The 12796-nt window shown below is 71.2% G+C and carries 15 protein-coding genes; 10 read left to right on the forward strand and 5 right to left on the reverse strand.

Annotated features, from left to right (window positions below; genetic code table 11):
* Window positions 1-99 precede the first annotated feature (99 nt).
* Window positions 100-921 carry an arginase family protein gene (locus ACFC3F_RS14345; RefSeq protein WP_376131141.1) on the forward strand — a complete coding sequence of 274 codons (822 nt, stop codon included), beginning with the start codon at window positions 100-102 and terminating at the stop codon, window positions 919-921.
* Window positions 918-1406, forward strand: coding sequence for a Fe-S oxidoreductase (locus ACFC3F_RS14350; protein WP_376131143.1), 489 nt, complete (start codon window positions 918-920; stop codon window positions 1404-1406). Before ACFC3F_RS14345 ends, ACFC3F_RS14350 begins: the two co-directional genes overlap by 4 nt.
* An 8-nt stretch (window positions 1407-1414) precedes the next feature.
* Here the strand turns inward: ACFC3F_RS14350 and ACFC3F_RS14355 are convergent, their stop codons facing one another.
* From ACFC3F_RS14355 to ACFC3F_RS14365, 3 genes are read right to left on the reverse strand one after another with little or no spacing between them, the layout of a single operon-like run.
* Window positions 1415-1897, reverse strand: a complete 483-nt coding sequence (locus ACFC3F_RS14355; protein ID WP_376131146.1) for an SIP domain-containing protein — start codon at window positions 1895-1897, stop codon at window positions 1415-1417.
* Window positions 1898-1952: 55 nt separating this feature from the next.
* Window positions 1953-2684, reverse strand: a complete 732-nt coding sequence (locus ACFC3F_RS14360) for a tyrosine-protein phosphatase (RefSeq protein WP_376131149.1) — start codon at window positions 2682-2684, stop codon at window positions 1953-1955.
* A gap of 5 nt (window positions 2685-2689) precedes the next feature.
* Window positions 2690-3166, reverse strand: coding sequence for a carboxymuconolactone decarboxylase family protein (locus ACFC3F_RS14365; protein ID WP_376131152.1), 477 nt, complete (start codon window positions 3164-3166; stop codon window positions 2690-2692).
* 192 nt (window positions 3167-3358) lie between these two features.
* Here ACFC3F_RS14365 and ACFC3F_RS14370 point away from each other — a divergent pair, with 192 nt between their 5' ends.
* Genes ACFC3F_RS14370 through ACFC3F_RS14400 form a run of 7 tightly spaced genes read left to right on the forward strand, consistent with a single transcriptional unit; the run spans window position 3359 to window position 9693 of the window.
* Window positions 3359-4861 (forward strand): ABC transporter substrate-binding protein, encoded by a 1503-nt coding sequence (locus ACFC3F_RS14370; RefSeq protein WP_376131154.1) that lies wholly within the window; start codon window positions 3359-3361, stop codon window positions 4859-4861.
* Window positions 4858-5808 (forward strand): ABC transporter permease, encoded by a 951-nt coding sequence (locus ACFC3F_RS14375; RefSeq protein ID WP_376131157.1) that lies wholly within the window; start codon window positions 4858-4860, stop codon window positions 5806-5808. Before ACFC3F_RS14370 ends, ACFC3F_RS14375 begins: the two co-directional genes overlap by 4 nt.
* Window positions 5805-6710 (forward strand): ABC transporter permease, encoded by a 906-nt coding sequence (locus ACFC3F_RS14380; protein WP_376131160.1) that lies wholly within the window; start codon window positions 5805-5807, stop codon window positions 6708-6710. Before ACFC3F_RS14375 ends, ACFC3F_RS14380 begins: the two co-directional genes overlap by 4 nt.
* The gene (locus ACFC3F_RS14385) at window positions 6707-7495 is read left to right on the forward strand and encodes an ATP-binding cassette domain-containing protein (RefSeq protein ID WP_376131163.1); all 789 of its coding nucleotides are present in this window, start codon (window positions 6707-6709) and stop codon (window positions 7493-7495) included. Before ACFC3F_RS14380 ends, ACFC3F_RS14385 begins: the two co-directional genes overlap by 4 nt.
* Entirely contained in the window at window positions 7492-8298 is an 807-nt protein-coding gene (locus tag ACFC3F_RS14390; RefSeq protein WP_376131166.1) for an ABC transporter ATP-binding protein, read from the forward strand. The genes ACFC3F_RS14385 and ACFC3F_RS14390 overlap by 4 nt, the downstream gene beginning before the upstream one ends.
* Before the next feature lie 38 nt (window positions 8299-8336).
* Entirely contained in the window at window positions 8337-9401 is a 1065-nt protein-coding gene (locus tag ACFC3F_RS14395; protein WP_376131169.1) for a M4 family metallopeptidase, read from the forward strand.
* Window positions 9402-9405: 4 nt separating this feature from the next.
* Window positions 9406-9693 (forward strand): protealysin inhibitor emfourin, encoded by a 288-nt coding sequence (locus ACFC3F_RS14400; protein WP_376131172.1) that lies wholly within the window; start codon window positions 9406-9408, stop codon window positions 9691-9693.
* A gap of 74 nt (window positions 9694-9767) precedes the next feature.
* Here ACFC3F_RS14400 and ACFC3F_RS14405 read toward each other — a convergent pair whose 3' ends face one another.
* Together ACFC3F_RS14405 and ACFC3F_RS14410 are read right to left on the reverse strand one after the other, a co-directional pair.
* Window positions 9768-10478, reverse strand: a complete 711-nt coding sequence (locus tag ACFC3F_RS14405; protein WP_376131175.1) for a uracil-DNA glycosylase — start codon at window positions 10476-10478, stop codon at window positions 9768-9770.
* An 8-nt stretch (window positions 10479-10486) separates the two neighbouring features.
* The gene (locus tag ACFC3F_RS14410) at window positions 10487-11275 is read right to left on the reverse strand and encodes an SDR family oxidoreductase (protein WP_376131178.1); all 789 of its coding nucleotides are present in this window, start codon (window positions 11273-11275) and stop codon (window positions 10487-10489) included.
* 135 nt (window positions 11276-11410) lie between these two features.
* Between ACFC3F_RS14410 and ACFC3F_RS14415 the strand changes: the two genes are divergently transcribed.
* A complete protein-coding gene (locus ACFC3F_RS14415; RefSeq protein ID WP_376131180.1) occupies window positions 11411-12733 on the forward strand; it encodes a bifunctional o-acetylhomoserine/o-acetylserine sulfhydrylase in 1323 nt (440 codons plus the stop codon).
* The last annotated feature ends 63 nt before the right edge of the window (window positions 12734-12796 follow it).

Here is a 12796-nt window from a genome sequence, read left to right on the forward strand (position 1 = left end):
CGCACTTCGCGTGCGCGAGTGCGGGTTTTCTGCGCGCGGCCGGCCGCCGCTGCACGACGACCATCCGGATGTGCCGCCAGGGTGGAGGATGATGGACGGATGACCCGTTACATCGTGGTTCCGCAATGGCAGGGCAGCCCGTCCTCACGCGCGATGCAGCTGATCGACGGTGCACAGGCGATCGCCGGTGACCTGCCGCGATCGGCGACGACCGTCGTCGAGGTGCCCGCCGAGGCGGGAGAGTCGCTCGACACGGGCGTGCGACGCCTGAGTTCGCTGCGCCGCGTGCGCGAGCAGGTCGCCGCCGCCCTCGAACCGCACACCGAGCCCGTGCTGCTGGTGGGCGGCGATTGCGGTGTCGCGGCCGCCGCGATCGCCCATGCCGCCACGCGCACGGCGAAGCTCGCTGTCGTCTGGTTCGACGCGCACGCCGATTTCAACACGCCCGACTCGTCGCCCTCGGGCGCCTACTCGGGCATGGTGCTGCGCTCCATCGCGGGCGACGGCGAGCAGAGCCTGGGCCTGACCCCGGGCATCGTCCCGCCCGAGCGCATCGTGCTCGCCGGCGCGCGTTCGTTCGACGAGGCCGAGGTGCGGGCGATCGACGACCTCGACGTGCGGATGCTGCCGGTCGATGCCCTGCGCGACCCCGAGGCTCTCGCCGATGCGGTGCGCGCCACCGGCGCCGATGCCGTGTTCGTGCACGTCGATGTCGACGTGCTCGACCCCGCGGAGCTGACCGGCAACGCGCATCCCGAGCCGTTCGGAGTCACCGTCGCCGAGCTCACGGCCGCGATCGGCGCCGTGCGCGCCGTGCTGCCCCTCGCGGGGTCCTCGCTCGCGGGTTACTCGCCCGCGTCGGCGGAGACCGCCGACGACGACCTCGGCGCGCTGCTGCGCGTCATCGGTGCGCTCGCGTGACGCCGATCGCGACGCCTCCCGCGGGCTGGGAGCGCGCCGCCGAGCGCGCGGTCGCACGCGGTCGCACGATCGACCGGCTGATCCCCCGCATCCTGCTCGACTCCCCCATCAGCCGCCTCGGCTACCTGTACGGCACGACCGTCGGCTGGATCTGGGGCACGCTGTGGAGCACGGGGCGCATCGAGAGGCGCGCCGGTCTGTGGGTGTTCCGCGGCCTGCCGGCCTGGGCCTTCCCGCGCGGCGGCGTGTGCGTCGGCGGTTGCTTCCTGACCGGCGACGGGCGGATCAGCGAGCACGTGCTGCGGCACGAGACCGTGCACAAGCGGCAGTGGCAGCGGTACGGCTTCCTGATGCCGGTGCTCTATGCGCTGGCCGGGCGCGATCCGCTGCGCAACCGGTTCGAGATCGAGGCCGGGCTCGAAGACGGCAACTACGTCGCGCGCAGCGTCGCAGGCGCGCATCGAGACGTGCGCACGACGCGATGAGGCGTGCGCTACCGCGAGCCGCCCGCGGGGGCCAGCCCGTACTTCGCGGGCGTGTGGATGGCCGCCGCAGCGATGCCGTTGCGCGTCGTGAGGTGGTCGACGATGTCGGCCGTGCCGAGATAGCCGCCGAGCAGGTGGATGCGGGTCTCATCGTCGGCGCCGCAGAGCATCTCGTCGGCCCACGCCGTGACGGCACGCGCGAGGGCCTGGCCTGCCGCGCACCCGCGCCCCGTGCCCGGATCCCCCGAACGGCGGGCGCGGTCGAGCCAGGTCAGCGTCATGCGCGCGGGGACGACGATGTCGGCCTGCCACGTGGCATCCGGAATCTCGATGAAGACGCGACCCGTCGAACACAGCGGGAGCGTCGCGAGCAGAGTCTCGAGCTCGGTGAGCGAGGTCTCGTCGGCCGTGATGAGGTGCTGCACACGCGTATGCCGCGATGCACGGCATGCCGACGCGCTGTGCGCAGTCTCGTTCCCCGGGGTGCTCATGATGCTTCGACTATACCCGAATGTAGGCATGCCTAACCTGACATGGGGAAGATTCTCACCCGACGAGGATGCGACGCAGTTCGACGATCTCGTCATCGCCCAGGCCGTGCGCGCGCAGGTATTCGCCGGGTGATCCGTAGACCTCGTCGACGCGCGCGAGAGCATCGTGCATGACGTGCGCGGGCGAACGGGTCGCGAGCTCTTCGAGGTGCACCGCTTCGGGATGCTGCGCACGCAGCCAGGCGAGCACCTGTCGGTTGCGCCGCTCGGGCAGGAGCGTCTCGGAGCGTGCGTAGTCCGCCACGACGGCGTCGGCGTCGACGCCTGCGGCGGCGAGCGTGAGGGCGACTGTGACTCCCGTGCGATCCTTGCCGACCGTGCAGTGCACGAGCACGGGCTGGTCGGTGACGATGCCGCGGACGACATCGACGACACCCTCCGACGAGTCCTCGAGCAGCAGGCGGTACATGTCGGCGAGGCTCAGGTCCTGCTCGAAGAACGACGCGACCGAGCCGAGGAACAGCGGCACGCGCTGCACTTCGATCCCGAGCCCGTCGATGAGGCTCGGCGCCGAGGACACCTCGTCCTCGTCGCGCAGGTCGATGACGCGGCGGATGCCGAGGGTCCCCAGCGAGGCCCGTCCGGAATCGTCGACGCGCGCGAGATTGCCCGAGCGGAAGAGCACGCCCGATCGCGTCTGTGCGCCGCCGGCGGGCAGACCGCCGACGTCGCGGAAGTTCGTCGCCCCCGAGACCAGGACGGCGTCCTCGTCGGCCCGACGGTCCATGCCCGTCACGTCTGTTCGGCGCCGCGCGGCGGCACGGGATACCGGCCGGCGATCGTGATGCGATTGAACGCGTTGATCGTCACGAGCAGCCAGCTCAGGGCGACGTACTCCTTCTCGCTGAGGATGCTCCCCACCCGGTCGTAGACGTCGTCGGGGATGCCGTCCTCGTGGATGAAGGTGAAGGCCTCGGCCAGTTCGAGGCCGGCGCGCTCGCGCTCGCTGAAGACACCTGAGTCGCGCCATGCCGCGATCTGGGCGATGACGTCGGCGTCGACGCCCGCCGCGACGGCGCGGTCCACGTGCACGCGCACGCAGTAGGCGCAGCCGTTCAGCTGCGACGCGTGGATCTGCACGATCTCTTTGATGCGGGCGTCCAGACCCGCTTCGGCGGCGATCCCGCCGACGGTCTTGGCCAGCCCGTCGAGCGCGGCGTAGGCCTCACGGGCGGATCGGGACAGGTGCACCCGCGGCTCAGGAGTCATGCTGCCAGCGTACTCACGGCCCGCCGCAGACGGCTCCCCTCCCGCGCCCGGATCAGCCCGCCCCGCGCGTCACGGATTGTTCTGGCGGGCCCGGGGAACTCTAGGCTTGTCTCCGCACTGGTCGAACCTGCCGATCACCCACCTCGAGGCCGGCATCCGAACAGCATCGGATGCCCCTCCGAAAGGACTCGCATGCACCGCCGCACAGCCTTCGCCGCCGGCCTCGTCGTCACGGGAGCGCTGCTCCTCAGCTCGTGCGCGAGCCCAGACCCGGCGCCGACGTCGACGGGCTCCCCCGACGCCGACGCATCGGTCGCGATCCGGCTCGTGCTCGAACCGGGCAACCTCGACATCCGCGAGACCGCGGGAGCGGCGCTGGACCAGATCCTGATGGACAACATCTACCAGGGGCTCGTCGCGCGCACACCCGAGCAGGACATCGTGCCCGCCCTCGCCGAGGACTGGGCCGTCTCGCCCGACGGGCTCGAGTACACCTTCACGGTGCGCGAGGGGGTCCTCTTCCACGACGGTCAGGAACTCACGGCGCAAGATGTCGTGTGGTCGCTGGAGACCCGCAAGGCCACCCCCGCATGGCGGGACTCCGGGCGCCTCGCCAACGTGACCTCGATCACGGCCGACGGCCAAGAGGTCACGCTCAGCCTCGAGGAGCCCGACTCCAGCCTGCTGTGGAACCTCACGGGCCGTGCGGGCGTCATCCTCAAGCAGGACGACACCGTCGACTACAAGACGTCGGCCAACGGCACGGGACCGTTCACCTTCGGCACGTGGCGCCAGGGCGACAGCATCACGTTCGACCGCAACCCCGAGTACTGGGGCGATGCCGCGGGCGTCGCGGAGGTCGTCTTCGACTACATCCCCGACAACCAGGCGGCCCTCAACGCCGCCCTCGCGAACGAGATCGACGTCGTGACGGGCTTCGACGCCAACCTGGCCGAGCAGATCGAGGCCGGCGGCGACTTCACCGTCGTGCTCGGGCAGTCCACCGACAAGGGCACGCTCGCGATGAACCAGACGTCCGGCCCGCTCGCCGACGAGCGCGTGCGCCAGGCGATCCGACAGGCGATCGACCACGACGCCTTCGTCGAAGCCCTCGCGTCGGGCTCGACGCTCTACGGCCCGATCCCCGAGCTCGACCCCGGCTGGGAGGACCTCGCCGACGTCGCCCCCCACGACCCCGCTGCCGCGCGCGAGCTGCTCGCCGAGGCCGGAGCCGAGGACATCGACCTCACCCTGACGATCCCGAACTTCTACGCCACGACGATCCCGCAGATCCTCGTGTCGAACCTGCACGAAGTGGGCATCACGCTCGAAGTCGAGTCGGTGGACTTCCCGACGTGGCTGACCGATGTGTACACGAACAAGGATTACGAGCTCAGCTTCGTGCTGCACACCGAAGCACGCGACTTCGAGAACTGGGCCGATCCCGACTACTACTTCACCTACGACAACCCCGAGGTGCAGGAGCTGTTCGCCCAGTCCCTCGCGGCGGTCGACGAAGCCGAGGCCTCACGACTGCTGGCCGAGGCCGGTCGCCTCGTGTCGGAAGACGCGGCCGCCGATTGGCTGTTCAGCGGCGCCTCCGTCGTCGCCGTGGGCACTAACATCGCGAGTATGCCCTCGATCAACGTGAACGAGCGCCTCAACCTGGCAGAGCTGACCAAGAGCGACGGGTGATCCGGTACGCGCTGACGCGGTCGGCCCTGCTCATCGTCGGGCTGTTCGTCGCCAGCGTCCTGATCTTCCTGACGCTGCGCGTGCTTCCGGGTGACGTCGCGCAGCTCATCGCCGGGGTGGGCAGCTCCCCCGCGCAGGTCGACGCGATCCGCGCGCAGCTGGGCCTGGATCGGCCCCTCACGGCGCAGTACGCAGACTGGATCGGCGGCATCTTCCGCGGTGACCTCGGCACGTCGCTGCTGACGGGGTCGGGCGTCGTCGACGAACTCGTCGAGAAGTCCCAGGTGACGGTGCCCCTGGGCATCATGTCGATGGTCATCGCGCTGCTCATCAGCGTGCCGTTCGGTGTGCTGTCGGCGATGCGCCGTGGCCGCGCCGACGGCACGGCACTGAACGTCGGCGCACAGCTGCTCGCCGCCGTGCCCGTCGTGTGGGCCGGCATGATGCTCGTCGTCGTCTTCGCCGTCTGGCTCGGGTGGCTTCCCGCGCAGGGGTTCCCCCGGGCGGGGTGGAACGAGCCGGGGGCGGCGTTGCGGTCGCTCCTGCTGCCCGCGCTCACGATCGGCATCGTCGAGGGAGCCATGCTGCTGCGGTTCGTGCGCAGCGCGACGCTGCAGGCCGTCGGGCAGGACTTCGTGCGCACCGCCGCCGCGAAAGGGCTCACCCGCAACGCCGCGCTCATCCGGCACGGGCTTCCGGTCGTCGGCCTGTCGGTCATCACGGTGCTCGGTCTGCAGGTCGCGGGCATCATCGTCGGCGCCGTCGTGATCGAGCAGCTGTTCACCCTGCCCGGAGTCGGTCGCATGCTCGTGGCCGACGTCGGCGCGCGTGATCTGCCCAAGGTGCAGGGCGAGCTGCTCGTGCTCACCGGCTTCGTGCTCATCGTCGGATTCCTCGTCGACCTCGCGCACCGCGCGATCGACCCCCGCCAGCGGGAGGCATCGTGACACGAACGGATGCCGCACCGGGCCGCTGGGCATGGCTCGGCCGGCTGTGGCGCCTGACGACGGGGCGGTTCGGCCTCATCGTCGTGGCCGCGATCGCCCTCACGGCCCTCGTCGCGGGAGTGTGGACGCCGTTCGATCCGCAGCAGGTCGCCATCTCGAACCGCTGGGCGGGGCCGGGCTGGCCGCACCTGCTCGGCACCGACGGATCGGGGCGCGACATCCTGAGCCTCATCATGGCGGGCTCGCGCACGGCGATCTTCGTCGCCGTCGGGGCGGGCATCATCGCGACCGTCATCGGCGTCTCGCTCGCTGCGCTCGGCGCGCTCACGGCACGGTGGGTGCGCGAATCGGTCGCCGTCTTCGTCGACATCCTGATCGCCTTCCCCGTGCTCATCATCGCCATGATGATCTCGGCCGTGTGGGGCGGAGGCCTGTGGGTCGTCATCTGGGCGGTCGGGATCGGATTCGGGGTCAACATCGCGCGGGTGACCCGGCCCGAGCTCCGTCGCGTCCTGCACAGCGACTTCGTGCTCGCGGGGCGTGCGTCGGGCCTGAACCCCGCCCAGAACCTGTTCCGGCACCTGCTCCCCAACGTCGCACCCGTCTTCATCGTGCAGCTGTCGTGGGGCATGGCCGTCGCGATCCTCGCCGAGGCGGGGCTGTCGTACCTCGGCTTCGGCGCGCCCGTCACCGAGCCGTCGTGGGGCGTCCTGCTGCGCGATCTGCAGGCCTACATCACGGTGCATCCGCTCTCGGTGGTCTGGCCGGGACTCGCGATCACCCTGACCGTCCTCGGGCTCAATCTGCTCGGCGACGGCCTGCGCGAGGCGACCGACCCGACCCTCAGCCGCGGCGCCGCGCGACGCGCCGCCCGCATCCCCGTGCCGGAGGTGGTCGCGTGAGCCTCGAAGTGACCGATCTCGTGATCGAGATCGCCGGGCGACGCGTCGTCGACGGCGCATCGTTCGCGGTGCCCGACGGAGCCCGCCTCGGCCTCATCGGCGAGTCCGGGTCGGGCAAGTCGCTCACGGCACTGGCGATCCTGGGCCTCCTCCCCGACGAGGCGAGTGCGACCGGGTCGATCCGCTGGAACGGGCGCGAGCTGCTCGGCCTGAGCGACCGTGAGCTCGCCGAGATCCGCGGCGATGAGATCGGGATCGTCTTCCAAGAGCCGCGCACGGCGCTCAATCCGATCCGCACGGTCGGCAGGCAGATCGCCGAGTCCGTGCGGATCCACGAGCGCGCATCGAAGAAGGATGCCGCCGCTCGCGCGGTCGTCGAGGCGGCGCGCGTCGCGCTGCCCGATCCCGCCCGCATCGTCTCGCGCTACCCGCACCAGCTCTCGGGCGGGCAGCGTCAGCGGGTCGCCATCGCGATGGCGCTCGCATGCCGCCCGCGCCTGCTCATCGCCGATGAGCCGACGACGGCCCTCGACGTGACGATCCAGTCCGAGATCCTCGAGCTGCTGCACTCCCTCGTGAAGGACGACGGCATGTCGCTCGTCTTCATCACGCACGACCTCGCGGTGCTGTCGCGGATCGCGACGCACGGCATCGTCCTCGAGCACGGCCGCGTCGTCGAGGACGCCCCCGTGGCGCAGCTGCTCACGGCACCGGCATCCGTCGTGACGGAGGGGCTCCTGCGCGATGCGACGGCGACGCTGTGGCGACCCGGGGTCGACCGATGAGCGCCGGATCCGACGTGCTGCTGCGCGGGCGCGGGCTCACGCGCCGACACGCGGTGCCGAAGCGGACCCTGTTCGAGAAGCGCACCTTCACGACGGCTCTCGACGACGCCGACGTCGATGTGCGCGAAGGCTCCGCGCTGGGGATCATCGGCGAATCGGGATCGGGCAAGTCGACGCTCGTGCGGCTGCTGCTCGCTCTCGACACCCCCACGGCGGGGACGGTCGAGTTCGACGGCCGCCGCGTCGATGCGAGGGCGCCGGCTCGTGCGCTGCACTGGCTGCGCCGCGAGACGGGGATCGTCTTCCAGGATCCGTACGCGTCGCTGGATCCGCGCATGAGCATCGGCCGGATCATCGGCGAGCCGCTGTGGGCGCTGGGCATCGACGGCGATCGCCGCTCCCGCGTGCGGGAGGTGCTCTCGCAGGTCGGCCTCGAGGCCGACATGGCCGCGCGGTTCCCGCACGAGTTCTCCGGCGGTCAACGCCAGCGCATCGCCCTGGCGCGCGCCATCGTGCATCGGCCGCGGCTGCTGATCGGCGACGAGCCGCTGTCGGCGCTCGATGTCACGGTGCGCGCGCAGATCCTCGCCCTCATCGCCGAGATGCGCGAGCGCGACGGCCTCACCCTCGTGCTCGTCTCGCACGATATCGGCGTCGTGCAGAACCTCTGCGACGAGGTCATCGTCATGAAGGACGGCAGCATCGTCGAAGAGGGCCCCACCGAGAAGGTGCTGCTGCAGCCGCAGGTGTCGTACACGCGGCGACTCCTCGCCTCGATCCCCGTCATCGACCCCGACACCTGACCTGCCGCGATGTCCGGCGCCGGGGCTACTCTCGCAGCATGACAGCGATCGTCCCTCCGTACCTGCTCGCCCGCATCGCCGCGGTGCAGGAGCCGCAGTGGGCCCGGGCGGCCGCGGCCGCCCGGGCGACGCTCCTCGCGTCGCGCGACTACCGCCCGCAGCGCACTCGGCTTCAGCTCTCGATCGACGAAGACGGCTCGCTCGTGGTCGAGACGGCGCCCGGTCCCGACCGCACGATCTCAGACGCGCAGAACCGCGAGACGCTGCCGGGGGTGCACGTGCGCGGCGAAGACGACCCCGCGTCGGGCGACGCCGCCGTCGACGAGGCGTTCGACGGCCTCGGCATCACGTTCGACTTCTTGTGGGATGCCTTCGCCCGCAACGGTCTCGACGGGCTCGGGGGTGAGCTGCTGGCGACGGTGCACTACGGCAGCGATTACGACAACGCGTTCTGGAACGGCGAACGCATGGTGTTCGGCGACGGCGACGGCGAGGTGTTCACGGGATTCACCCGGTCGCTGACGGTCATCGCGCACGAGCTCGCGCACGGCATCGTCGAGTCCTCGGGCGGACTCGAGTACCGCGACCAGTCCGGCGCGCTGAACGAGTCGGTCGCCGACGTGCTGGGTGTCCTCGCCGAGCAGCACCATCTGGGCCAGACCGCCGACGACGCGACATGGCTGGTCGGCGAGGGTATCTTCACCGATGCCGTCGAAGGCCACGCGCTGCGCTCGCTCGCGGCACCGGGAACCGCCTATGACGACGACGTCCTCGGCCGTGACCCGCAGCCGGCGCACATGCGCGACTTCATCGTGACGCCCGACGACAACGGCGGGGTGCACATCAACTCCGGCATCCCCAACCACGCGTTCTATCTCGTCGCGACGGCGCTCGGCGGGCGGGCGTGGGAGCGCGCCGGCCGCATCTGGTACCGCGCGCTGACGTCGGGCACGCTCGCCCCCGATGCCGACTTCGTCGCGTTCGCCGACGCGACGGTGCGGGCCTCGGCGGCGGAGTACGGTGAGGAGTCAGAGGAGGTCGCCGCCGTCCGCGCCGGCTGGGCGGGCGTCGGCGTCGATGTGGATGCAACGCACGCAGCCTGACCCGGTGCCCGTCGTCGTGGTCACCCGCACGGGCGGGGTCGCGGGTATGCGCCGCGCGTGGCGCGCCGAGCCCGGCCCCGACGAGGCGCCCGTGCTCATCGAGCTCATCGAGCAGTGCCCGTGGGACGCCGTGGCCGACCCGTGCGATCCGCCGCGCGGGGCGGATCGCTTCGTCTGGCGCATCCACGCCCGCTGCGACGACGACCGCGAGCATGACGCCGAGCTCGCCGACGCCGAGCTCACGGGCGCGTGGCGCGCGCTCGTCGACGCCGTCCGGGCCTGGGGGTCGTGAGCCGCCGGCCGGTCCGCGCACCGGAGAGAACGAGCGTGTCGCGGACGACAGCGCGCCGGGAGAGAACGAGCGCGTCAGCCGGCCGTGCCGGGCGGAGCGGACACGCGCCAGTCGACGGGCTCGGCACCCCGCTCCGCGAGGAGTGCGTTGGCCCGCGAGAAGGGGCGCGACCCGAAGAAGCCGCGGCTCGCCGAAAGGGGTGACGGGTGCGGCGATTCGACGACGGGCGTCGCACCGAGGAGCGGGCGCAGGCCCGCGGCATCCCTCCCCCAGAGGATCGCCACGAGCGGCGTGTCGCGGGCGACGAGCGTGCGGATCGCGTGCTCGGTGACACGCTCCCAGCCCCAGCCGCGGTGCGACGCGGGTTGTCCGGGCGCGACGGTGAGCACGCGGTTGAGCAGCATGACCCCCTGATCGCTCCACGCGGACAGATCGCCGTGCGGCGCGGGCGGCAGGCCCAAGTCGGTCTCGAGCTCGCGGTAGATGTTGGTCAGGCTGCGCGGCAGCGGACGCACGCCGCTCTCGACGGCGAACGAGAGCCCGATGGGGTGGCCGGGCGTGGGATAGGGATCCTGCCCGACGATGAGCACGCGCACATCGGCGAGGGGACGCTGGAACGCCCGCAGCACGCGCTCCCCCGCCGGCAGGTAGCCGCGCCCCGCCGCGACCTCGCCCCGCAGCCGCTCACCGAGCGCCGCGATGTCGTCGGCGACCGGCGCGAGCGCGTCGGCCCACCCGGGATCCATCAGACCGGCGGCCGCGAGCTCGGGCAGGGTCGTCGCCACCGCGGTGCTCAGTCCTCGCGGCCGCCGCGCACCGTGAGGGTGCCGCGCGCGAGCAGGTGCTGCGCCGACTGGGCGACGGGGCGCATCGTGACGAGGTCGAGATTGACGTGACCGGGTGCATCGAGCGCGTACGCGATGACATCGGCGACGTCGTCGGCCGTGAGCGGATCCGCCACGCCCTCGTACACGCGTTCGGCCGCGGCCCGATTGCCGCCGAGCCGGTTGACCGTGAACTCGGGCGTGTAGACCATGCCGGGCGCGATCTCGATGACGCGGATGGGCTCGCCGTTGAGTTCGAGGCGCAGGGCATGCGCGAGCATCGCCTCGCCGGCCTTCGCGGCGTTGTATCCGGCGCCGCCGGCGTAGGCGTTGTGGGCCGCGGTGGAGGTGACGAACAGCGTGTCGGCGTGACCGTCGGATGCCGCGGCGTCACGCAGCAGCGGAAGGATCGCGGCGACGACGCGCTGCGCCGACAGCACGTTGACATCGAACATCCACTGCCAGTCCTCGACGCGTCCGTCCTCGACGCGGTCCGTGCCGCGTGCACCGCCGGCGACGTGCACCAGCGCGTGCACGGGGCCCGTGTCGGCGAGCCAGTCCGCGAGCGCCGCGACGTCGGCGTCGCGGGTCAGATCCGCGGCGAACGCGGCGATGCCGATCTCGGCCTCGAGCTTCGCGAGCCGTTCGGCGCGTCGTGCGACGCCCACGACATCCCATCCGCGCGCGCGCAGCGCACGCGCCGCCGCTTCGCCGATCCCCGAACTCGCACCCGTCACGACTGCACGCCTGGTAACCATGCCTCCACGCTACCCGCCGACGTTACGTAACATTTCCCCCGCGTTGTCCGTCGCCCGCCGCCGCCCTACGCTCGGATGAGGTCGCGGCCCGTGCCGCGCCTCCACCAGCCACCACCCGAACCTTCAGGAGCACTCATGTCCGCACCCGAGAACTGGCGCTTCGAAACCAAGCAGATCCACTCGGGCGCCGCGCCCGACCCGACGACCAAGTCGCGGGCGACGCCGATCTATCAGACCACCGCCTACGTCTTCGACAACACCGAGCACGCCGCGAACCTGTTCGCCCTCGCCGAGTTCGGCAACATCTACACGCGCATCCAGAACCCGACGCAGGACGTCGTCGAGCAGCGACTCGCGGCGCTCGAGGGCGGCACGGGAGCACTCCTGCTCGCCAGCGGGCAGTCGGCGACGACCTTCGCGATCCTCAACATCGCACAGGCCGGCGACCACTTCGTCTCGTCGAGCTCGATCTACGGCGGCACCTACAACCTGTTCAAGTTCACCCTGGCCAAGCTCGGCGTCGACGTGACGTTCGTCGACGATCAGGACGACCCCGAGGAGTGGCGCCGCGCGATCCGGCCGAACACGAAGCTGCTGTTCGCCGAGACGATCGGCAACCCGAAGATCAACGTGCTCGACATCCGCACGGTCGCCGACATCGCCCACGAGAACGGCCTGCCGCTCATCGTCGACAACACGATCGCGACGCCGTACCTCATCAAGCCGTTCGAGCACGGCGCCGACATCGTCGTGCACTCGGCGACGAAGTTCCTCGGCGGACACGGCACCACGATGGCCGGTGTCATCATCGACGGCGGCACGTTCGAGTGGTCCAAGAACGTCGAGAAGTTCCCCGGTCTCACCGAGCCCGATGAGAGCTACCACGGCGCGAGCTACACGGCGGCCGTGGGCGACGGCCTCGCCTACATCATCAAGGCACGCGTGCAGCTGCTGCGCGACCTGGGGCCCGCCATCGCGCCGCAGAGCGCCTGGAACCTCATCCAGGGCATCGAGACGCTGTCGCTGCGCATCGAGCGCCACGTGCAGAACGCGCAGGAGATCGCCGAGTGGCTCGAGAGCCTCGACGACATCGCGTCGGTGAACTACTCCGGGCTGCCGACCTCGCCCTGGTACGACGTGGCGAACACCTACGCGCCGAAGGGCGTGGGCGCCGTGCTCTCGTTCGAGCTCAAGGGCGGCGTCGACGCGGGGCGCGAGTTCGTCAACTCGCTCACGCTGTTCAGCCACGTCGCCAACATCGGCGACGTGCGCTCGCTCGTCATCCACCCCGCGTCGACGACCCACTCGCAGCTCACGCCCGAGGAGCAGCTCGCCGGCGGAGTGACGCCCGGCCTCGTACGCCTTTCGGTCGGGCTCGAGAACATCGACGACATCAAGGCCGACCTCGAGCAGGCGCTCGCCGCCGCGCGCCGCCTCTCGGAGGCCGCCCGCGCCTGACCCCTCCTCCCGCGAGACTGCAACGGCGCGCCGAGACCGTGGGGTTCACCCGCAGTCTCGGCG

Origin of the sequence: Microbacterium sp. NPDC055910 (assembly GCF_042271185.1) — a bacterium.
GTDB lineage: Bacteria > Actinomycetota > Actinomycetes > Actinomycetales > Microbacteriaceae > Microbacterium.

What these genes read in the sequence shown, in the direction of transcription:
- ACFC3F_RS14345 (WP_376131141.1), top strand. Translation starts at nt 100, where the DNA reads ATGACCCGTTACATCGTGGTTCCGCAATGGCAGGGCAGCCCGTCCTCA.
- ACFC3F_RS14355 (WP_376131146.1), bottom strand. Translation starts at nt 1,897, where the DNA reads ATGAGCACCCCGGGGAACGAGACTGCGCACAGCGCGTCGGCATGCCGT.
- ACFC3F_RS14360 (WP_376131149.1), bottom strand. Translation starts at nt 2,684, where the DNA reads ATGGACCGTCGGGCCGACGAGGACGCCGTCCTGGTCTCGGGGGCGACG.
- ACFC3F_RS14365 (WP_376131152.1), bottom strand. Translation starts at nt 3,166, where the DNA reads ATGACTCCTGAGCCGCGGGTGCACCTGTCCCGATCCGCCCGTGAGGCC.
- ACFC3F_RS14370 (WP_376131154.1), top strand. Translation starts at nt 3,359, where the DNA reads ATGCACCGCCGCACAGCCTTCGCCGCCGGCCTCGTCGTCACGGGAGCG.
- ACFC3F_RS14390 (WP_376131166.1), top strand. Translation starts at nt 7,492, where the DNA reads ATGAGCGCCGGATCCGACGTGCTGCTGCGCGGGCGCGGGCTCACGCGC.
- ACFC3F_RS14395 (WP_376131169.1), top strand. Translation starts at nt 8,337, where the DNA reads ATGACAGCGATCGTCCCTCCGTACCTGCTCGCCCGCATCGCCGCGGTG.
- ACFC3F_RS14410 (WP_376131178.1), bottom strand. Translation starts at nt 11,275, where the DNA reads ATGGTTACCAGGCGTGCAGTCGTGACGGGTGCGAGTTCGGGGATCGGC.
- ACFC3F_RS14415 (WP_376131180.1), top strand. Translation starts at nt 11,411, where the DNA reads ATGTCCGCACCCGAGAACTGGCGCTTCGAAACCAAGCAGATCCACTCG.